Source organism: Flavobacterium sp. RSP15 (genome assembly GCF_003968755.1).
Lineage (GTDB): Bacteria > Bacteroidota > Bacteroidia > Flavobacteriales > Flavobacteriaceae > Flavobacterium.
In genome coordinates this window covers 1-22029 of sequence record NZ_RYDL01000020.1, presented here as the reverse complement: position 1 = coordinate 22029, position 22029 = coordinate 1, and the positions used below count along the sequence as shown (strand labels likewise).

Here is a 22029-nt window from a genome sequence, read left to right as displayed (position 1 = left end):
TTCGTATCAAATAAATAAGGGATACCACAGTGTAAACGTTAAGTATGCCAACAAAAACTATGAGCTTTAAGTTATAGTGGTTTATTTTTTTAATACAGAAAAAGCAAATGAAAGAAGATATAAAAAAAACAGTGTTAATCACTGGAGGAGCGGGATTTATAGGCTCTAATCTGTGTGCCCATTTTTTGTCTAAAGGCTATAAGGTGGTTTGCCTGGATAATTTTGCCACCGGGCACCTGCATAATTTGAAAGACTGCATAAACCATCCTGATTTTCGTTTGATAGAAGGCGATATTCGGAATCCGGAAGAGTGTCAAAAAGCAGTCAAAGGCGCAGATTATGTGCTGCACCAGGCGGCTTTGGGATCTGTTCCCCGTTCTATCAATGATCCGGTGACCACGAATGACGTGAATGTATCCGGATTTTTGAATATGCTGGTGGCAGCAAGAGACGAAAAAGTGAAGCGATTTGTGTATGCGGCAAGTTCCTCTACCTACGGCGATTCAGAAGCGTTGCCCAAAGTAGAAAATACTATTGGGAAGCCGCTTTCGCCGTATGCAATAACAAAATATGTAAATGAATTGTATGCCGAAATTTTCAGCACAACCTATGGTTTAGAGACCATTGGACTGCGGTATTTCAATGTTTTTGGACGGAAGCAAGATCCCAATGGCGCTTATGCAGCCGTTATCCCGAAATTTGTGATGCAATTCATGCAACACGAAAGCCCAAAAATAAATGGTGACGGGAATTATTCCCGCGATTTTACTTATATTGACAATGTTATTCAAATGAATGAGTTGGCGATGTTAACTCAAAATCCAGAGGCAATCAATACGGTGTATAACACGGCGTGTGGCGATAGGAATACGTTGAATGATTTAGTGGGCTATTTGAAAGATTTTTTAACAAAATACGATTCTGAAATTGCAAACGTTACTGTAGTGTATGGTCCTAACAGAGCGGGTGATATTCCACATTCCCTGGCCAGTATTGATAAAGCAAAAGCGCTGCTGGGATACAATCCAAAATTTGGCATGCAAGAAGGATTGAAAGAGGCGGTGCACTGGTATTGGGATAATTTATCGTAATACCGTATACCGTAAAGACGCGATAAATCGGGTCTACATTGCGGATTTGATGCATTGCGAAATGTAGAGATGCGATAAATCGCGTCTGTACTGGGATTAAAAAAAATAAAAAAATATACAGATGAAAATCACAAAAATTTGTTGCATTGGAGCTGGGTATGTTGGTGGCCCGACGATGGCGGTTATTGCTCAAAAATGTCCGGAGATACAAGTTACAGTAGTCGATTTGAACGAAGAGCGCATTGCGGCTTGGAATGATACCGACACGGACAATATTCCTATATATGAACCCGGATTGGACGCTATTGTTGCCGAGGCTCGGGGAAGGAATTTGTTTTTTTCTACGAATGTTGATAAAGCCATAGACGAAGCCCAGATTATATTTATCTCCGTGAATACCCCCACTAAAACGTATGGTAAGGGGAAAGGTATGGCGGCTGATTTAAAATACATAGAGCTTTGTGCCAGACAAATTGCACGGGTAGCCAAAGATAATAAAATAGTAGTGGAGAAATCGACACTACCGGTGCGAACTGCAGAAGCAATTAAGAGTATACTTGATAATACCGGGAATGGCGTACAGTTTCAAATCCTGTCAAATCCCGAGTTTTTAGCAGAGGGAACAGCTGTCACTGATTTGTTGCATCCGGATCGGATTCTTATTGGAGGCGATCCTTCGGAGGAAGGTAAAAAAGCGATTCAGGCCTTAGTTGATGTCTATTTGAATTGGGTGCCTGCCGCTAAAATATTGACCACTAATGTTTGGTCTTCTGAATTGTCTAAGCTTACCGCCAATGCTTTTTTGGCACAACGTATTTCTTCCATCAATGCCATGTCAGAACTGTGTGAGAAAACGGGAGCCGATGTCAATGAAGTCGCTAAAGCGATTGGAATGGACAGCAGGATTGGATCTAAATTTCTAAAAGCCTCCGTTGGTTTTGGAGGTTCTTGCTTTCAAAAGGACATTTTAAATTTAGTGTACATTGCAAAATCCTATGGTTTGAATGCCGTTGCAGATTATTGGGAGCAAGTTATTATCATGAATGACCATCAAAAAAGACGTTTCTCCAATACTATTGTTCAAACGCTTTACAATACGGTTTCCGATAAGAAAATTACTTTTTTGGGTTGGGCATTCAAGAAAGATACGAATGATACCAGAGAATCAGCAGCAATTTATGTAGCTGATGATTTGATCAATGAACATGCAAAAATTGCGGTGTATGATCCTAAAGTTTCTGACAAGAAGATCTTGGGGGATTTAAATTATTTGGAAACCAGAAATGCAGAGGCGAATGCGAACAGTGTGCGTTCCTTTTTGGACCCGTACGAAGCCTGTCAGCAGGCACACGCTATTGCGATACTGACAGAGTGGGATGAATTTATCCACTACGACTGGCAAAAAATATATGATTCGATGCAAAAACCTGCTTTTATTTTTGATGGTAGAAATTTGCTGAACGGCCCGGAATTAAAAGCGATTGGTTTTGTGTATCAGGCAATAGGTTCGTGAGGGGTTAAGCGGTTAAACGATTAAATGGTTAAGGGTTAAAAAATTAAAGGTTAGATGGTTAAACGATTAAGCGGTTAAACAATTAAACGGTTAAACATTTAAAAGCTAATTGTGCTCAGCGGGTTGCTAGTAGTTTTCAAGTAATGAAATAGAACAAAACGTCGTCTCGCTACGCTTCGCACTCGAAATGTCGTGTATTGAGAACCGTTTTTAAATAAATAATTCAAAAAGTGTATTCTGAATTCGGATAGGGAGAATTAATTTTATGGCAATACAAGATAAAAGATGAATTGGTATGTAGTGTATACAAAACCCAAATGGGAAAAAAAAGTGGCAGAACAATTACAAAAGATAGGTGTGGAATGCTACTGTCCTTTGGTAACCCAAATGCGACAATGGTCTGACCGCAAGAAAAAAGTGGAAGTACCTCTTTTTAATTCCTATGTTTTTGTACAATTAGAAGATTCGAAACGGAATTTAGTGTTTCAATCCGTTGGCGCAGTCCGCTATTTGTATTGGTTAGGAAAACCAGCAATTGTGCGTGATGAAGAAATTGAAGTCATCAAGAAATGGCTCAACACTTCGGATTGTGTTGATCTCACTGTGGCCTCATATCAAATTGGGGAAACGATACAATTAGAATCGGGACCTTTTGCCGACCAAAAAGCCACAGTTCAGGAAATGACCAATACCCATTATGTGCTGGTTTTGGAATCTTTAGGATGTGTGTTGAAAATGAAACGATGAGTTTTTTAGTGTGAATTGGTGAGAAGTGAGAAGTGAGAAGTGAGAAGTGAGAAGTGAGAAGTGAGAAGTGAGAAGTGAGAAGTGAGAAGTGAGAAGTGAATATATAAGGAATGAATATAACAAGTGAACTAAGAACAAATTGGTTCCTTTATAGCACCATCTACCCATTCACTATTCACTACTCACTAAATAAAAAAGATATGGATCATAAAGATTTGGATGTTTGGAAGAAGGGTATGGATTTGGTTGTTAAAGTCTATCAGATTACACAGTCGTTTCCAGACACCGAGAAGTATGGTTTAACGAGTCAAATGAGAAGAGCAGCTATTTCTATTCCATCAAACATTGCCGAAGGAGCTGCACGGAAAGGAGATAAAGAGCTAATGCAGTTTCTGTATATTTCCATAGGGTCACTTTCAGAGTTAGAAACGCAATATTTAATTGCGATACGATTAGAATTTGTTATAAAAGAGGATGCTTTTGAACAGCAACTTATAGAGGTTAAAAAGCTTTTGATTGGATTTAAGAATTATATAAATAAGAAGTGAGAGAGGTGAGAGAAGTGAATTGTGAGTGGTGAAAGGTGAAAGGTGAGTGGTGAATGGAGAGTGGTGAAAGGTGAAAGGTGAGTGGAGAGTGGAGAGTGGTGAAAGGTGAGTGGTGAGTGGTGAAAGGAGAGTGGTGAAAGGTGAGAAGAGAATCGTGGAATGTGATAAAGAATCTTACGTAAAATTAAAAAAAAATATTATATAGCTAAAAACGAGTAAAATGAAACGGAATTGTGAATAGTAGGAAGTTGCTTTCTATTCACTTTTCACAATTCACTTCTCACGAATTATGAAAAATATTATATTAAAAGCCGAGAACATCTCCAAGCAATACCGACTGGGCCAAGTGGGAACGGGTACTATGGCGCATGATTTGAACCGCTGGTGGCATCAAGTGCGCGGGAAGGAGAATCCGTATCTCAAAATTGGCGACACCAATGATCGCAGTACCAAAGGTACGAGTGATTATGTCTGGGCATTGCAGGATATTAATTTTGAAGTGGAACGCGGTGAGATTCTTGGGATTATTGGCAAGAATGGCGCAGGAAAGTCTACCTTGCTCAAAATATTATCCCGTGTTACAGCACCTACAACGGGAAGCATTAAGTTTGGAGGCCGTGTGGCTTCCTTGCTCGAAGTAGGAACCGGATTTAATGGCGAAATGACCGGCAGGGAAAACATTTATCTCAATGGGGCTATTTTAGGGATGACCAAAAAAGAAATAACCTCCAAGATTGATGAAATTATTGATTTCTCCGGTTGCGAACGATACATTGATACCCCCGTAAAACGCTATAGCAGCGGAATGTATGTGCGACTGGCTTTTGCCGTAGCCGCATTTCTGGAGCCTAAAATTTTGATTGTAGATGAGGTTTTGGCCGTAGGCGATGCCGAGTTCCAAAAGAAAGCGATTGGCAAGATGCAGGATATTTCCAGAACTGGAGGCAGAACGGTTTTGTTTGTGAGTCATAATATGGCGGCGGTGAAGAGCTTGTGTACTAGGGGGATTGTGTTGGAGAATGGGCAGGTAGTGTTTGATGGGGGGATTGAGGAGAGTGTTGATTTATATCATAATGCTTCTTCAAATTTTGAATCTTTTTATAAAAGAGATATTTCGAAAGACTTTAGCGAAATTGTAATAGATGAAATAAATATCAATAATGAGGGAGGAAACTTAGAAAGCCGTTTTTATTATGATCAAAATATTGTAATTGATTTTAAATTGAATTCAAAATTTGAAATAAAAGATAACAATCGTTACAAAATGTTTTGTACAATTGTCAGCAAGAATGGTCAAAGAGTATGTTCATATGAAACCAATCTGATTAAATCTGAAAAAATACGATTAACTATTGAAGCAGAATTTTTGGTAAGAGGTGAGTATTTTTTAAATGCGTTTATACATGTCCCTCAACAATTAAGAATTGATGAAGTAAATGAAGTTTGTCTGTTTGAGATTTTAGATGAAAAATCTAGTTTGAGCATTCATGGATTATACAATTACGGACAAGTATTTGGAAAAGGGAAATGGGATTCTATTTTTTAGATGAAAAATTTTTATAAATTGTAATTGTATTTTTTGTAATAAACATTTAGTAATATTAGATAAATGATTAAAATTTTAAAAAAATATTTTAAACCACCTTATTATTTCTTAATTGGAAAAAAACAGGGTACAAATGCAATAGCGCGATTTGTGCCTACTGAAAAAGAATTTTTAGGAAAAAAATTATATATCCATGATATCGCATCATTTAATTTGTGTAACGAGGAATTATTTCAACTTGAAATGTATAAGTTTAAGGCTAGTCGTCCTAATCCTTGTATAATAGATTGTGGGGCAAATTTAGGGATGAGTATCATTTATTTTAAGCAATTATATCCCAATGCTTCTATAATTGCTTTTGAAGCAGATGAGCATATTTTTGGTTTTTTGGAAAAAAACGTTGAATCATTTGGATATAATGATGTAGAGTTAATCAATAAGGCAGTTTGGAATTGCGATGATACCTTGTCATTTATTGTTGAAGGAGGAGCAGGAGGAAGAATAGAAGAAGAAACTTCAAAAGGGAAATACAAAAAAGTAGTTTGTACCAGTTTAAAAAAATATTTGACAGGACGAAAGGTTGATTTTTTAAAAATTGACATAGAAGGAGCGGAATTCGAAGTGATAAAAGACTGTGAGGATGAATTGAAAAATATTGATTATCTCTTTATTGAATACCACAGCATGCCAGATCGAGAGCAAAATTTGCATAAAATTTTGGAAATAGTTCAGAAAGCAGGATTTAGTTATCATATTAAAGAAGCTTACACGACTAAATATCCTTTCATCAAAAGAAATTTAAATTATGGTATGGATTTACAACTAAATATTTTTTGCTACAAAACAAAATAATTGCAATTCAATGTATACTATTATAATGTCAAAAATTCAAACATTACTGAAAACATATGTAACAACTGGGTATTATGGTATAAAGTGTCTTGTTAAAGATAAATTTTTTCCATACAAAGGGAGGACTATTAAAAGAATGGATCTTTTTTTAAAATATTTTAATGGAAAAATAGGGATAGAAATAGGAGGGCCTAGTGCTATTTTTTCAAAAGAAATTCCAATTTATCAGGTTATAGATAGTTTAGACGGATGTAATTTCAGTTCTAAAACTATTTGGGAAGGTACTATTGTTGAAGGCCAAAATTTTAATTATTTAGGAAGTAAAAAAGGATACCAATACATTTGTGAAGCGAGTAACCTTAAAGAAATACCTGATAACAAATATGATTTCCTTATTGCAAGCCATTGTTTAGAACATTGTGCCAACACGTTAAAAACAGTTAAAGAATGGGTGAGAGTTATTAAAAAAGGCGGTGCTATTTTACTTATTTTACCGGATAAAAGATATACATTTGATCATAATCGTCCTATCTCTACTTTTGGTCATTTTGAAAATGATTTAAATAATGGGATTAATGAAACCGATTTGACACACCTAACCGAAATTTTAGAGTTACATGATTTGAATATGGATTTAGCTGCCGGAACTAAAGAACAATTTAAAAAAAGGTCTTTTGCTAATCACGAAAATAGATGCTTGCACCATCATGTTTTTGACTTCAAATTACTGAAAAATGTCTATAAGTATTTTGATATTAAGGTAGTTAATTTGACTTTTGTAAAACCTTATCATCAAATAATTTTAGGTATTAAGCGATGATTTCAATAATTATTTGTTCTCGAACCCAAAACATTTCTTTTAATTTATCTGAGAATATAAAAAACACGATTGGTTGTGATTATGAATTAATTGTCATTGATAATTCAAACAATAAATATTCTATTTTTGAGGCCTATAATTTAGGGATAGAAAAAAGTAGGAATGATTATTTGTGTTTTATGCATGATGATGTCTTATTGCATACTCAAAATTGGGGTCTACTAGTGAAGAATTTATTCGACCAAAATGAAGAATTTGGGTTGCTGGGGGTTGCCGGTGCTAAATCCAAAACAAAGATGCCATCGGCTTGGTGGGATTGTCCAGAAGAGGATAAATTTCTTTATTTAAAACAACATTTAAGAAATGGCAATGTTGAAGATTGGGACCAAGGTTTTAAGAATAAAAATATAGAAAAAGTGGTTGCAATAGATGGATTTTTTATGATTGCTCGAAGAGATAAACAGTTTCGTTTTCAGGAATCTACCAAGGGTTTTCATTGTTATGATTTGAACATATCATTCGAGTACATCAAGCTGGGTTATAGTATTATAGTGGTTAATTCAATAGTAGTGGAACATTTTTCTTTGGGAAAGTTAGATAAAAATTGGTATTTGACCTCTATAATAATGCACAAAATATACTCGAATTTGCTCCCTTTAAAAGTTGAAGAAGGAATAGTCTGCAAGGATTTTGAGTTTAAAAACGGAACAAATTTCATAAAAGGTTTGCTTTACTACAGGTTAAAAAAACAAGCCTTCTTACTTTGGATACAATTAATTATTTTAAAGCCTATTACAGGATACCATTTTAAATTTTTGAAACAAATGCTAAAATAAATGCTAGCAATAGTCATTCCATATTATAAAATTACTTTTTTTGAGGCAACCATTGAGTCTTTAGCCGATCAAACAGACAAACGATTCAAAGTTTATATTGGTGATGATGCCAGTACTGAAAATCCAGGTGATTTATTAGAAAAGTACAAAGGTAAATTTGAATTTGTTTATCATCGATTTGAACGTAATCTTGGAGGAACATCATTGGTTCTTCAATGGGAACGCTGCATTGCTTTGTCTAATAAAGAGGAATGGATTATGATATTGGGGGACGATGATTATTTGAGTAAAAATGTTGTATTTGAATTTTATGAGAACTATAATTTATTTCACGAAAACTGTAATGTTCTGAGGTATTCTACTAGGGTAATTGATCAGATTAATGGTGAAGAGTCTAAGTTATGTACAAATCTATTATTTGAAACAGGAATTCAATACATTTCAAGAAAAATTAAAGGTAAAGCAAGAGGCTCTTTGTCAGAATTTGTTTTTAACAAAAATGAATTATTAAAACATAAATTTACAAATTATCCATCCGCTTTTTATAGTGATGATAAAATAGTTTTAGACTTAACAAAAGTGAAAAATATTTTCAGTACAAATTCCGCTGTTGTATTTGTTAGAATTTCATCTGAAAGTTTATCCGGTAAAGCTGAGATACATAAAAATGATTTGTTTTTAGCACGGTTTGAATTTTTCGAATATTTAATAAAAATAAAGTATTATTTATTTGATGTTTATACAAGAAAAATTATTGTTGAGAGGTTCTTAAGTTATACCTACCAACATAAAAAGCAAAATGTGTTTCTGTTTTTAAATTTGTATTTGAAGAGTGTATTGTTTTTAGATTTTAATTTTTTTATGAAGATAAATAAGAAGTTTATCAAGATAATTTTAGGACAATCAATTGATTAAGAAAAGTAAGAATATTATTGTATGTACCCCGTTTTTAGATAATATTGGAGGGACAGAAATTGAAGCTGTATTAACGGCAATACATTTTTATGATTCGAATCAATATAAAAGAGTTGCGATTTTTTCTCCTAGAAAAAGTAGTTCCAGTTTTTTTAAAGAAATAATTGAAGAACGAAATATCAGCTTTGTACATTATCCTACTTTTTTTGATTTCAAGACTATCCTTTTTCTTAATAAAATACTTAAGAAGTTTGGTTTAGAAAAACCAATATTAGAATCTGCATATTGGTTTTTAATTTCTTTACAATACACTAGTTTTTTTATATTAACTTATCCAGGATGTACTTATTTTTTTTCAGTATTTCAATTTCAATTTCAAAACAAAAAATATATTGCCAAGATTACCATGTGGCATTTTAATTTGTTATCAAAGCTTCATCAAATTGTTTACAATAAGTTTACTAATATTATAGTTTTTAATGAAGAACAAAAAATGTTTTGGGAACGAAATAATTTTTTAAAAAATACAGTAGCTTTAGATATTGCAATCTTAAACGAGACTAATCTTCTTAGTTTGTCACAAAGAACTTATGAACAGGATGTTCTTGTTTTTGGCTATTTGGGAAGAATATCAAGAGAAAAAAATCTCGAAGACATGATACTTTTACTCGATTTTTTAAATAACAAAAATCAAAAAAAATGTAAATTAGTCATTCAAGGAAAAGGAGATTTACTATATCTACAGGAGCTTGAATTATTGGTTGTAAAATGTAACCTATTCAATTTCGTGACTTTTAAAAAAGAATTTATTAGTCCGCTACAAACTCATACTTTTTATCAATATATTGATGTTTTTCTAGTTACTTCAAAAATCGAAGGTGGTCCAATGACATCTCTGGAGGCGGCAGCTGCAGGATGTTATGTAATGGGATATAAAATTGGCGCCATGCAAGATCGTTTTGGGCAATTCCCTAACGTAGTAAATCAAAATTACAAATCCTTGTGCGATTCTGCCTTAGCTTTTTTGAATTTGACTACTTTTGAAAAAAATACTATTTTAAACAAGTTTAGGAAATTTTATGTTTCTAAATTAAGTAATTCAACCAAAGGCCGCAAATTCAACCAATTTTTTAAATAAATGCATTCTGATACTCTAGTTTCTATTATAATTCCTTGCTACAACGATGCACAATACATTCTGCAATCGGTAAATTCGGCATTAAATCAAACCTACCCAAATAAAGAAGTAATTGTTGTAGATGATGGTTCTAATGCTGAAACTAAAGCGGTATTAAAAAAGTTAGCGCCAAAAATCACAAAATTAATTACCCAAGAGAATCAAGGACAAAGTACGGCAAGAAATAACGGTATTAGAGAAGCTGCCGGAGAATATATTTTAGTGTTAGATAGTGATGATTATTTTGAACCCACTTTTTGTGAAAAGGCAATAGAAATTATTTTAAAAAACAAGGAGATTAAACTAGTTACTTGTCAAGCTAATTTGTTTTTTGAAGATGGATCATCTTACGTTTTTATACCAAAAGGCGGGAGTATTGCTAATTTTTTATACATAAATGACGCATTAGGAACATCAATGTTCAAAAAAGAAGATTGGTTATCCTGTGGTTGTTATGATGAAAATATGAAATTAGGTTATGAAGATTGGGAATTTTTTATTCGACTTTTAAAAACTGGAGGTGAAGTTGAGGTGATTAAAGAACCTTTATACAATTATAGAAAGAGAGACAATACAACGAGTTCAAAATCAAAAAAAATAAAGTATGATTTGTTAAAGTATATTTATATTAAACATAAAGACTTATACATTTCTGATTTTGATGTTTTTGTGTCTCAGTTATTGTTTAAAATAGAAATAGAAGAAATCGAGAAAATTAAAAACACAAAGCGTTTAGAATTTCAGATTGGAACAGCAATTTTAAGTCCTTTAAGAAGGATTAAACGTTTATTAAGATGAGCAGTGTCCCCAAAGTAACCATAATCATAGCGACCTATAATAGAGCTCCTTTTATTTTAGAAATGTTACAATCTTTACAAAAACAAACTTTTCTAGACTGGGAAGCTTTGATTATTGATGATGGTTGTACTGATAACACCCTAGAGGTTATAGCTCCAATATTACAACAAGAAGAAAGGTTTCGTTATTATTTACGTTCCCAATTTTATATAAAAGGGACTTCAGGATGTCGCAATTATGGATTAGATATGGCCAAAGGAGATTATATTATTTTCTTTGATGATGATGATATTGCACAGCCACAAAATTTAGAATTATGCGTTATTGAGCTATCTAAAGCAGATATTTCATTTTGCAGGTACATTCGAACCACTTTTTTTGGTGATTTTGATTATAGTTTTGATTATTCAAAAGAATATGTTTCATTCTATATAGATGTAAACGATATAGAAAAAGTATTGAAATATGAACTTCCATTTAATTCATGTGCTGTAATGTGGAAGAAAAAATGTTTTGAAAACTCTCGATTCAACGAAAAAATTTCCTATGCTGATGAATGGGAGCACTATACAAGAATTTTATCACATGGAATTAAAGGTATTTCAATAGAAAAATGTTTGTTTTATGGGAGGAAACACCCTAACTCGATAACAGGAGAGTTTTCTAGAAATAATTTAACTAGAAAAGCATCATACTATGAAGCAATTTTATTAGTGATCGGGAATCTAAAAGAGAAAAAACTACTTTCTTATTCTTTAATTCGTTATTTTGTAACAATGTCATTGGGTTTTAAGGAGTATGATTTGTTCTGTGAAATTCTAAATATTTTAGATTTATCTCAATATGAAAAATTAAAATGGCGACTTTTTTATGTTTTGTTACCTTTACGTTTGACAGTTTTCAAATTAAAAAAAAGAATTATAAAAAAATAATCCATGCAAATTCTACTTTGTTTTGGCACACGTCCGGAAGCCATAAAAATGGCACCGCTATATCACGAATTAAAAAAAAATAATTTTGATGTAAAAGTCTGTGTCACGGCACAGCATAGGGAAATGCTGGATCAGGTGTTGGAGTTTTTTGATATTGCTCCCGATTATGATTTAGATTTGATGCAACCCAATCAGAATCTGAATGGTTTAAGTGCAAACATATTATTCAAAATAGACGAGGTTCTTACTGCTGTAAAACCAGATTTGGTGTTGGTCCATGGAGACACAACAACTTCATCGATGGTGGCGTTGGCCGCCTTTCATAATGGCATAACCGTAGGACATATAGAAGCTGGTTTACGTACGTATAATAAAAAGGCGCCCTTTCCGGAGGAAGTGAACCGGCAGTTGACCAGCAGAATAGCCGATATTCATTTTACCCCTACCGCTGCAGCCACACAGAATTTACTGAATGAAGGCATTCTGCCAACTGCTATCGTCGAAACTGGAAATACCGTTATTGATGCGCTATTGTGGACTGTTGAGAAAATTGGAGCAGAAAATTATATCAATCCTGAAATTGAACGATTGAAACGTTTGCTTCCTACCGATAAAAAAATGATTCTGGTCACAGGGCATCGCAGAGAAAATTTTGGAGCAGGTTTTGAGAACCTGTGTGATGCGCTTTTATCTGTTTCGAAACGAGACGATGTTACTATAGTTTATCCCGTACATTTAAATCCCAATGTAAAAGATGTTGTATATGAGAAATTGTCCAATACTAAAAATATTTATCTGATACCACCCGTTTCCTATCCCGTTTTTGTGTGGTTGATGCAACAATCTTTTTTGATTGTCACAGATTCCGGTGGTATTCAGGAAGAAGCTCCATCCTTAGGGAAGCCTGTTTTGGTTACTCGTGATGTTTCAGAAAGACCTGAAGGGGTTACTGCCGGATTTTCTATTTTAGTAGGTACCGATCAGCAAAAAATTAGCACTACTATTTGTTCTTTTTTAGACGGATTCACGGGATTTGGGCATTCCATCAATCCTTATGGAGCCGGTGATGCCTGCCAAAAAATAGCAGCATATTTATTAAAACACTATTAAAATGAAAATTCTTGTTGTAGTAGACTCCATCAATATTGAAGACAGTAGTGGTTCAAAAGCCAATGTCGCTTTGATTAAGAACTTAGCCGAGGCGGGTTTCGAGGTTTTCGTGTTTCATTATACTTTGAAAAATATTCAATTAGAAGGAATACAGTGTATTGCAATTACAGAGATAAAGTACAGTACTCTGTATTTTTTGAGTCGACTGCAAAGGATTTTGAGCAGAAGTTTTAATATTAGTGTTGCGCCATTATTAGAGAAGATATTTGGTTTTTCCTTTACCTTCTTTAATGATACGAACAGTATCATTAAATGTTTAAAAAAAATGACTTTTGAACCGGATTTAGTACTTACATTAAGCAAAGGGGGAAGTTTTAGACCACATTATGCAGTTTTAAAATGTCCTGAATTACATCGTAATTGGATGGCTTACATTCACGATCCTTATCCGTTTCACTTTTATCCAAGACCTTATACCTGGGTTGAATCTAGCTACAAACAAAAAGAGATATTCTTTGCAAAAGTTTCCGAAAAAGCAAAGTATAGTGCTTTTCCTAGTCAATTATTGTTGGAGTGGATGGGGAGTTTTTATCCTAATTTTTTAAAAACGGGAGTTGTGATTCCGCATCAAAATGCTAGATATGAAATTCAAAATCAAGATTTTCCATCCTATTTTGATCCGTTAAAATTCAATCTGCTTCATGCAGGAAATTTAATGAAACCGCGATCTCCTGAAGGCTTGATTGAAGGGTTACTGTTGTTTTTTGATAAAAATAAAGATGCTAGGGATGAGGTTAGACTTCTTTTACTAGGGCCTTCTTCAAACTATTCGGCAATGCTTGATAACTATGAAAAAATCATTCCTGAACTGATAGTTTATAATAAAAGTTTTCTTTTTGATGACGTTTATAATATTCAAAAAAATACTTCCGTGAATATAATTATTGAAGCGAAATCAGAAATTAGCCCATTTCTACCCGCAAAGTTTCCACATTGTGTTGAAGCTAATAAAACGATTCTTTCGTTGTCACCTTATCTTAGCGAAGTTAAAAGACTATTAGGTGTTGATTATGAATATTGGTCCGAAGTAGATGATTGTCTTAAAATTTCGGAACTTATAGAACAGTTATATTATTTATGGAAAGAAGATCCAGATAAGCTTCTCTTAAATAGAGTTGATTTACAGGATTATCTATCGGTTAATTATTTAAAACAACTTATTAATAATTTGGAAAATAATAATATTGTTTAAAAGATGAAAAAATTAGCTGTTTTATTGCCTACATATAATACTGAACTTTATATCAAATCGAGTATTGATTCTATTTTGGATCAAACTTTTTCAAATTTTGATTTATATATCTATGACGATTGCTCAACAGATAATACCACGAAAATTGTTTTAGGATATAATGATAGTAGAGTTTTTTATAAAAAAAATGTGGAAAATATAGGTATTGCTAAAACATTGAATAAAGGGTTGGATGAATTGCTTCCACATTACGAATATATAGCTAGAATGGATGCTGATGATTGGGCATTTCCTGAAAGATTTCAAAAACAAATTAATTTTTTGGAAGGAAATCAAGAAATTCTTCTGTGTGGAACACAAGGGTATTGGCTGAAAGACATTACTAAAAATCCTGCAACAGAATGGGAATATCCTTTAAACAATGAGTATATTAAGGTTTATTTGCTTTTTACAGCTTCCTTTGGTCATTCATCTATTGTTTTTAGAAGTGCTGTTTTACAGCAACAGAATATAAGATATGATGAAACTATTGAAACTTGTGAAGATTGGGACTTATGGAGTCGGGCAGTAAAAAAGTGCAAAGTAGCTAATTTACCTAATTTTTTAATGAAGTATCGTGTTTTAGAAGACAGTAACCATCGTTCTTTCCATAAAGCAACAACGCATTTGAAAGAACGATCAAAAATCATTTCTAGATATTGGGCTGATTTTAATATTATACTTTCGGTTGACGAAGTGTATGAATATTATTACGGAAATAAATTATTGTCTTTAGCAGATTTTATTAAGAAAATTAAATTCTTGATAATTCAATTTAATACTTTGTATTTAAAAGAGTTACAGATGGACCCTGATGACAGAAAGAAATTTAGGTATTTATTAGCCAGAAGGATTTTAAGTTATTGGAAACGATCAACAGTAAATAGATTTAATCCTTTAATCTGGTTTGTAATAATAAAAGAGGTGAAGTTCATGAGTAAAATAAAATTAATAAAAAGCCTAATCCGATAAACACTTTATGCAAACATCTATATTAATTGTATCTAAAAATAGAAAATCTGAATTGGAATATACGTTAAATATTTTAGCTCAGATAATTGATTTTTCTGAGAATGAAGTTTTGGTATTTCTTGATGGTTGCATTGATAATTCTAAGATATTAAAAGAAAAATTCTGTTGGGTTGGATGGTTTTCTTCTGAAAAAAGCATAGGAGCTTCTGCTGCTAGGCATCAACTATATCCAAAAGCCAAAGGACAATTTTTAATAGGTTTTGATGATGATGCCCATCCTTTACAGTCCGATTTTATTACAAGAACCCTAAGTGTTTTTGAAAGGTATCCAATAGTTGGTATTGTTGCTTTTCAGGAAATAAAAGGTGTGTTTGGCTCAGATCAAGAGGCCTTAAGTCAGGTTAACTCAATAGCGGAAGAATATTTTACCAATGAATTTATAGGCTGTGGATTTGCTATCCGCAAAGAGGCGTATCAGGCTACCAATGGTTTTCCGGTTTGGATTGATATTTATGGAGAAGAATCATGCGTTGCTATAGAAGTTTTATCTAAAGGTTTTGATATTATGTATTCAAATAAAATTAAAGTGAATCATCGAGTTGATAGAGAAGAACGAAAACTTATGGGACAAAATTACTTTAGATTTGGAAAGCAACTAAAAAACACTACTTATTATTATTTAGTCTATTATCCATTTCCCGTAGTTAAAATTTTAAAACTATATTGGCATAACTTTATAAAATATGCATTAAGCGATATTAAATGTTTTAAAATATTTTTTAATGTAATTTTTGAAGTTTTATTAAATATTCGTAAAATTTTAAAATATAGAAAACCAATAAGTGAGACTATAATAAATAAAATACAATATTTATTAGCTCTCAAATATTAATGCCTTAGACATAAAATATTTGTTTTTTAGGTTTTATTTAAAAATATTAATTTAATTATTTAACACTAAATGGATTGTAATCCAATTGTTTCTGTCATAATTCCAACTTACAATAGAGAGTATGTTATTGGGGAAACACTTGACAGTGTTTTAAATCAAACATACTCAAATTGGGAATGCATTGTTGTTGATGATGGTGGGGATGACAAAACAGATGAATTAATCGAAAAATATATAACAAAAAATAATCGTTTTAAATATGTTAAAAGACCTATTGATTTAATAAAAGGTGTTAGTTCTTGTAGAAACTACGGAGTAGATATCTCAAAAGGAGAATTTATCATTTTTCTGGATTCAGATGATATTTTAGCAAGTAATGCTTTGAAAAATCGAATCAAATATTTTAAACAATATCCAGATAATGATTTTTTAGTGTTTTCTACCCAGTTTTTTGATAATAATATATTCAATAAGAAAGATGTTTTCAATATAGATCCTATAATTGAAAACAGAGAGAATTATTTGTCATTATTCTTAAAGCATCAATTTCCATGGCAGACAATGAGTCCAATTTGGAAAAAAAAATATGTAGAAAATAATAAATTTAGAAATGATTTACACTTATTGGAAGATATTATTTTTCATATTGAAATATTATTTAATAGTGATGTGAAATTTAAAAGAATTAAAGAAATAGATAATTTCTATAGAATTCCAAATTGGGGGAAAAACAATACAACAGAAAGCATTGATAAGATGTTTGAGAGTGTAAGTTATTTGTTAAAAAATTATAACTGTAGAATAGCTCAAGACAAGAAATTAAAAGATAATTTCTCTCGTTTTGTTAAAATTATTTATAAAATTATTTTACAAAGTGAGAAGGTGAATCAACAAAAGAGAGAAATGCTAAATTTCTTTGTAAAGTACAATTATATTACATTTAAAGAAAGATTACTTTTTAAAGTGTTTTCTATAGTTTATAGGTGTAAACTTAATAGAATAAAAAATATTGGGATGTTTAAAGCAATAAATTATTTAAATAAATCCCTCATTCAATAATAAAACTTCTTTTTTTCTTGAAATTTATATCATTAAATCGATTCAAAAAAGAAAGCTAAAAATAAAAAATATGTCTTCAAAATTGTATATCATAGCCGAAATAGGTCAAGCTCATGAGGGAAGTTTGGGTATTTTATATTCCTATATTGATGCAATTGCCCAAACAGGAGTTGATGCCGTAAAATTTCAAATGCACATTGCTGAAGCGGAAAGCAGTGTATATGAACCTTTCCGAGTGCCGTTTGCTTTGGAGGACAGTACCCGATTTGATTATTGGAAAAGAATGGGTTTTTCATTGGAACAATGGAAAGGCATCAAGCAACATTGTGACCGTGCAGGGCTTGATTTTATTTGTTCTCCTTTTAGTAATTTGGCCGTAGACTGGCTGGAAGAAATTGGAGTTGACAGTTATAAAATCGGTTCCGGAGAAGTAAACAATTTCTTGATCTTAGAGAAAATTGCACTTACAGGGAAATCAGTAATTTTGTCTTCCGGAATGAGTTCTTATACTGAGTTAGACCAAACAGTACAATTTTTAGAAGACCGAAAAGTCAACTTCTCTATATTGCAATGCACTAGTGCGTATCCTACACAGCCGGAGGAATATGGGCTGAATGTGATTCAGGAATTAAAAAATAGATACGATGTTCCGGTTGGTTTTTCAGATCATTCTGCTAAAATAGAAACGAGTATTGCTGCAACAGCGCTGGGAGCGAGTATTCTGGAGTTTCATGTTGTTTTTGACCGACAACTTTTTGGTCCGGATGCCAAAGCCTCGTTAACGATTCTGGAAACAAAGAATTTAGTCTTGGCTGTTCGAAACATAAGTGTCGCTTTGTCGCATCCTATTGATAAAAATAACAATACTAATTTTTCGGAACTCAAACAAATTTTCGAAAAATCATTGGCAGTCAATAAAAAATTGCCCAAAAATCATGTTGTTACTTTTGATGACTTAGAAGCTAAAAAACCAAAAGGGTTTGGAATCGACGCTATGCGATTTCAAGAAATAATAGGGAAGGTTTTGAATCGGGATTTGAATCAATGGGATTTTTTGAATGAGACAGATTTGTTTATGTAAGGGTTCTATATACTATTTTAAAACAAATCTTTTACTTTTAAAATAAATATTTGTCTACCTTTAAAATGCTCGAACTGATGTGAGGTTAAAGCCATAACTTTTTTACCTTTACTGTTTTTTGTTTATTTTTAAACCGAAGAATAATATACTTAAAATGCCAAAACGAAAAATAGCCGTAGTAGTTACTGCGCGACCCTCTTACAGCCGTGTAAAAACAGTTTTGACCGCTATTCAGCAACATCCAGACTTAGAATTACAATTGATAGTGGCTGCCTCCGCTCTGTTGGATCGCTACGGATCTGCTGTCAATTATATTGAAAAAGATGGGTTTGTCATTGCCGCTAAAGTATTTAATGTTTTAGAAGGAGAAAATTTGACTGCCGCTGCAAAGACTACCGGAATTGGAATATTGGAATTGTCGACTGTTTTTGATAATTTAAAACCGGATATTGTTGTAACAGTTGCCGATCGATTTGAAACGATGGCTACTGCCATTGCGGCTTCTTATATGAATATTCCTTTAGCGCACATTCAGGGCGGTGAAGTTACCGGTAATATTGATGAAAAGGTCCGTCACGCCATTACTAAATTGGCCGATTATCATTTTGTGGCATCCGAAAATGCGAAAGAAAGGGTCATCAAATTAGGGGAAAATCCTGAGATGGTTTTTAATACAGGATGTCCCTCAATCGATTTGGCAGAAGAGGTCTTGCAGAGCAAAGTACTTCCTTTTGATCCGTATGAGAAATATGGAGGCGTAGGTGCCAAACCGGATTTATCGAGTGGTTATTTAGTAGTTATGCAACATCCGGTAACGACAGAATATCAAGATTCACGGAAACATATTGAAGTAACACTCGAAGCGATTTATAAATTGAATAAACCAACCCTTTGGTTTTGGCCCAATGTGGATGCAGGAGCGGACGGAACTTCAACAGGCATTCGTGCTTTTAGAGAGCAGCATCAATTGCCAAATGTGCATTTCTTTAAAAATATGGAAGGCAAAGATTTTTTGCAATTGCTGAGACACAGCGAGTGTTTGATTGGTAATTCAAGCGCAGGTATTCGGGAATGTGCTTTTTTAGGGGTGCCTGTGGTTAATATAGGGTCTCGTCAAAATAAAAGGGAACGAGGCGGAAACAGTATTGATGTTATACATTCACAAGAACGAATAGAAGTAGCTATATTAGATGCTATAAAAAAAGGCAAATCAGTCTCGTCTGCTATTTATGGAGATGGGAATGCGGGTGTTCAAATAGCGGAATTATTACAAAAATTACCTTTGCAGTTTCATAAAACCATAATGTATTAAAATGCGAATTTTAGGTATTATCCCAGCACGAGGAGGTTCTAAAGGAGTCTCAGGAAAAAACATTAAATTGCTTAACGGGAGACCGTTATTGCAATATACTGCTGAAATTGCTTTGGATTCAAAGCTGTTAACTGCTGTGATTTTGTCCAGTGATGATCAACAAATAATTACGGTGGCTAAAAGCTTGGGAATTCAAGTGCCATTTATACGACCAGAGGAATTAGCCCAAGACGCAACACCTACTATAGATGTTATTATTCATGCTTTAGAATGGTATGATAAACAAGACATCTCCTTTGATGCTGTTTGTGTACTTCAAGTGACAAGTCCTATTAGAACTGTTGAATTCTTAGATGATGCTATTCAAAAATTCATTACAAGCGATTGTGATTCTCTAGTTTCTGTTCAAAAAGTGCCACATGAATATAATCCGCATTGGACGTTTGAACTTAATTCCGAAGGGAATTTAAAAATATCTACCGGAGAAGATCAAATAATCAGCAGAAGGCAAGAACTCCCCAATGCCTATCATAGAGACGGAAGTATTTACATAATGAAAACAGAAGTGCTATTGCAACAACATTCTTTGTACGGAAAAAGTATTTCATTCATCGAATCTACTCCTGAATTTTATGTAAATATTGATACGTTAACCGATTGGGATAGGGCGGAGCAAATGATAAAAAACAATCAAAAATAATGTGCGGTATTGCGGGAATAATTGGGAATTTCGAAGCCTATCAGTTGGATGCCATGCTGATGAGTCAACACCATCGAGGTCCTGAATCCACAGGAAAATATAGTGATAATAATTTTGCTGCTTTAGGACATAATCGATTGGCGATTATTGATTTATCCCCAGAATCCAATCAACCTTTTTTGGATCCTTCTGGTCGGTATGTTCTTATTTTTAATGGTGAAATCTATAATTATATTGAGCTCAAAGCCGAATTGAAAGGACACTATACTTTCACAACGGACTCCGATACCGAAGTTTTACTAGCTTCGTTTCTTGTTTACGGGCATCACTGCCTGCAAAAATTGAACGGTATGTTTTCTTTTGCTATTTGGGATAATCAAGACAAAAAATTATTTGCTGCAAGAGACCGATTTGGTGTCAAACCTTTTTTTTTCTGTAAAGAAAAGAACTCGTTTTATTTTTCATCAGAAATAAAAGCGCTTCACGCTGCGGGTATTTCAAGAATTCCAAACGAAAAAGTCTGGGCTTCTTATTTTGCTTATGGTTCTTATGGAAATCCCGACGAAACTTTTTGGGAGGAGATCTTGCAATTGCCCGGCGGCCATTTTTTAGAATTTCAAAACCAGCAATTGATCCTAAAAAAATGGTACTTTTTTGAAGAAGAAGTAGCCAAGCAACCTAAGAATTTAACTTTTGAGCAGGCCAAAGAACATTATGTTACTCTTTTAAAAGATAGTATTAATTTGCGTTTTAGATCCGATGTTCTTGTTGGATTTAATATTAGTGGTGGATTGGATAGTTCCGTATTATTGGCTTTAGTCAATCTTCAAAAGGATAATTCTAAAATCAATGGTTATACTTTTTACACGAATAATCCTGACTATGATGAATTGCCTTGGGTAGAACAAATGGTAGCCAAAACCCGTAACCCGTTAACTAAAATTTTGTTTCAAGCAGATGAAGTTCCCGATTTTACTAAAAAAGTAGCATTTCAACAAGACGAGCCTTTTGGTGGAGTTCCAACCTTGGCTTACGCCAAAATCTTCGAACAAGCTCGAAAAGATAACGTATTGGTATTACTCGATGGTCAAGGGATGGATGAACAATGGGCGGGCTATGATTATTACGTCCAAGAAAACGACACAACCATTCAGGGAGTTACGGATTCACCATTCAAAAGGTATATGCTTTCGGATACTTTTTTGGCAAAATCCGAAAAACCAAACTATCCCAAACCTTTTGATAATGAATTGTTAAATAAGCAATATCGCGATTTGTTTTATACGAAAATCCCAAGAGCGCTACGATTTAATGATCGAATTTCGATGCTATTTTCCACGGAATTAAGAGAGCCTTTTTTGGATTATAGATTAGTAGAATTTGCTTTTTCATTACCATTGGATTTTAAAATAAAGAACGGAATAACTAAATTTATGTTACGAGAAATCGCCTCAGAATATTTGGTGAATGATTTGGTTTTTGCACCTAAAAGACCTTTGCAAACGCCACAAAGGGAATGGTTGGCTTATGATTTGAAGAATTGGGTAACCGAATGTTTTGCGTCAATCGAAAATTCAGAATATTCAAAATGGTTTGATATAAAAGAACTAAAGAAAGAATTAGAGCGCTACGTTGAAGGTAATATCCAATCTAGTTTTCATATTTGGCAGTGCATTAGTCTGTTTGAAATGGTTCGCACAACTAAGGAGTAATTCCAATTTCTTTTTTCAGGTATAATAAAAAACGATATTACGATATTAAATCATTGTTGTCCGATAAAAAAAGAAGCCAAATTAATGGCTTCTTAGTAAAAATCGTATTTTAGTTTTGCAAAATT

General features: G+C 33.2%; 21 protein-coding genes. All 21 read left to right on the top strand.

From position 1 onward, the window contains the following. The first annotated feature begins 107 nt into the window (after nucleotides 1–107). The 21 genes from EKM00_RS14055 (at nucleotide 108) to asnB (ending at nucleotide 21904) form a co-directional block, all read left to right on the top strand. On the top strand, nucleotides 108–1091 hold the full coding sequence (locus tag EKM00_RS14055) for an SDR family oxidoreductase (RefSeq protein WP_126458940.1): 984 nt from the start codon (nucleotides 108–110) through the stop codon (nucleotides 1089–1091). 121 nt (nucleotides 1092–1212) lie between these two features. Beyond that, complete coding sequence (locus tag EKM00_RS14050; protein WP_126451859.1) at nucleotides 1213–2604, top strand: UDP-glucose 6-dehydrogenase; 1392 nt, start codon at nucleotides 1213–1215, stop codon at nucleotides 2602–2604. A 285-nt stretch (nucleotides 2605–2889) separates the two neighbouring features. Beyond that, complete coding sequence (locus EKM00_RS14045) at nucleotides 2890–3351, top strand: UpxY family transcription antiterminator (RefSeq protein WP_126458948.1); 462 nt, start codon at nucleotides 2890–2892, stop codon at nucleotides 3349–3351. Between the two features lie 200 nt (nucleotides 3352–3551). Further along, a complete protein-coding gene (locus EKM00_RS14040; protein ID WP_126451861.1) occupies nucleotides 3552–3899 on the top strand; it encodes a four helix bundle protein in 348 nt (115 codons plus the stop codon). Nucleotides 3900–4188: 289 nt separating this feature from the next. Continuing rightward, a complete protein-coding gene (locus EKM00_RS14035) occupies nucleotides 4189–5445 on the top strand; it encodes an ABC transporter ATP-binding protein (protein ID WP_126516609.1) in 1257 nt (418 codons plus the stop codon). A gap of 63 nt (nucleotides 5446–5508) precedes the next feature. Next, nucleotides 5509–6297, top strand: coding sequence for an FkbM family methyltransferase (locus EKM00_RS14030; RefSeq protein WP_126458955.1), 789 nt, complete (start codon nucleotides 5509–5511; stop codon nucleotides 6295–6297). A 25-nt stretch (nucleotides 6298–6322) separates the two neighbouring features. Continuing rightward, nucleotides 6323–7117, top strand: coding sequence for a methyltransferase domain-containing protein (locus tag EKM00_RS14025; RefSeq protein ID WP_158614902.1), 795 nt, complete (start codon nucleotides 6323–6325; stop codon nucleotides 7115–7117). Continuing rightward, nucleotides 7114–7953, top strand: a complete 840-nt coding sequence (locus tag EKM00_RS14020; protein WP_126516607.1) for a glycosyltransferase — start codon at nucleotides 7114–7116, stop codon at nucleotides 7951–7953. The genes EKM00_RS14025 and EKM00_RS14020 overlap by 4 nt, the downstream gene beginning before the upstream one ends. Continuing rightward, the gene (locus tag EKM00_RS14015; RefSeq protein ID WP_126516606.1) at nucleotides 7954–8868 is read left to right on the top strand and encodes a glycosyltransferase family 2 protein; all 915 of its coding nucleotides are present in this window, start codon (nucleotides 7954–7956) and stop codon (nucleotides 8866–8868) included. Beyond that, nucleotides 8861–10006 carry a glycosyltransferase gene (locus EKM00_RS14010; RefSeq protein ID WP_126516605.1) on the top strand — a complete coding sequence of 382 codons (1146 nt, stop codon included), beginning with the start codon at nucleotides 8861–8863 and terminating at the stop codon, nucleotides 10004–10006. Before EKM00_RS14015 ends, EKM00_RS14010 begins: the two co-directional genes overlap by 8 nt. Continuing rightward, the gene (locus EKM00_RS14005; protein WP_126516604.1) at nucleotides 10007–10843 is read left to right on the top strand and encodes a glycosyltransferase family 2 protein; all 837 of its coding nucleotides are present in this window, start codon (nucleotides 10007–10009) and stop codon (nucleotides 10841–10843) included. Then, nucleotides 10840–11775 (top strand): glycosyltransferase family 2 protein, encoded by a 936-nt coding sequence (locus EKM00_RS14000; protein ID WP_126516603.1) that lies wholly within the window; start codon nucleotides 10840–10842, stop codon nucleotides 11773–11775. The genes EKM00_RS14005 and EKM00_RS14000 overlap by 4 nt, the downstream gene beginning before the upstream one ends. Nucleotides 11776–11778: 3 nt before the next feature. After that, nucleotides 11779–12885: a non-hydrolyzing UDP-N-acetylglucosamine 2-epimerase gene (gene wecB, locus EKM00_RS13995; protein WP_126516602.1), complete on the top strand. Its 1107-nt coding sequence runs from the start codon at nucleotides 11779–11781 to the stop codon at nucleotides 12883–12885. 1 nt (nucleotide 12886) lies between these two features. Next, a complete protein-coding gene (locus tag EKM00_RS13990) occupies nucleotides 12887–14137 on the top strand; it encodes a UDP-glycosyltransferase (RefSeq protein ID WP_126516601.1) in 1251 nt (416 codons plus the stop codon). A 3-nt stretch (nucleotides 14138–14140) separates the two neighbouring features. After that, entirely contained in the window at nucleotides 14141–15148 is a 1008-nt protein-coding gene (locus EKM00_RS13985) for a glycosyltransferase family 2 protein (protein ID WP_126516600.1), read from the top strand. Nucleotides 15149–15155: 7 nt separating this feature from the next. Then, a complete protein-coding gene (locus EKM00_RS13980) occupies nucleotides 15156–16040 on the top strand; it encodes a glycosyltransferase family 2 protein (RefSeq protein ID WP_126516599.1) in 885 nt (294 codons plus the stop codon). 69 nt (nucleotides 16041–16109) lie between these two features. Continuing rightward, nucleotides 16110–17099 carry a glycosyltransferase family 2 protein gene (locus EKM00_RS13975; protein ID WP_126516598.1) on the top strand — a complete coding sequence of 330 codons (990 nt, stop codon included), beginning with the start codon at nucleotides 16110–16112 and terminating at the stop codon, nucleotides 17097–17099. Between the two features lie 70 nt (nucleotides 17100–17169). Beyond that, nucleotides 17170–18180 carry an N-acetylneuraminate synthase family protein gene (locus EKM00_RS13970; RefSeq protein ID WP_126516597.1) on the top strand — a complete coding sequence of 337 codons (1011 nt, stop codon included), beginning with the start codon at nucleotides 17170–17172 and terminating at the stop codon, nucleotides 18178–18180. Nucleotides 18181–18334: 154 nt separating this feature from the next. Further along, a complete protein-coding gene (gene neuC / locus EKM00_RS13965; protein ID WP_126516596.1) occupies nucleotides 18335–19492 on the top strand; it encodes a UDP-N-acetylglucosamine 2-epimerase in 1158 nt (385 codons plus the stop codon). Nucleotide 19493: 1 nt separating this feature from the next. After that, entirely contained in the window at nucleotides 19494–20192 is a 699-nt protein-coding gene (locus EKM00_RS13960) for an acylneuraminate cytidylyltransferase family protein (RefSeq protein ID WP_126516595.1), read from the top strand. After that, nucleotides 20192–21904, top strand: coding sequence for an asparagine synthase (glutamine-hydrolyzing) (gene asnB / locus EKM00_RS13955; protein ID WP_126516594.1), 1713 nt, complete (start codon nucleotides 20192–20194; stop codon nucleotides 21902–21904). Before EKM00_RS13960 ends, asnB begins: the two co-directional genes overlap by 1 nt. The last annotated feature ends 125 nt before the right edge of the window (nucleotides 21905–22029 follow it).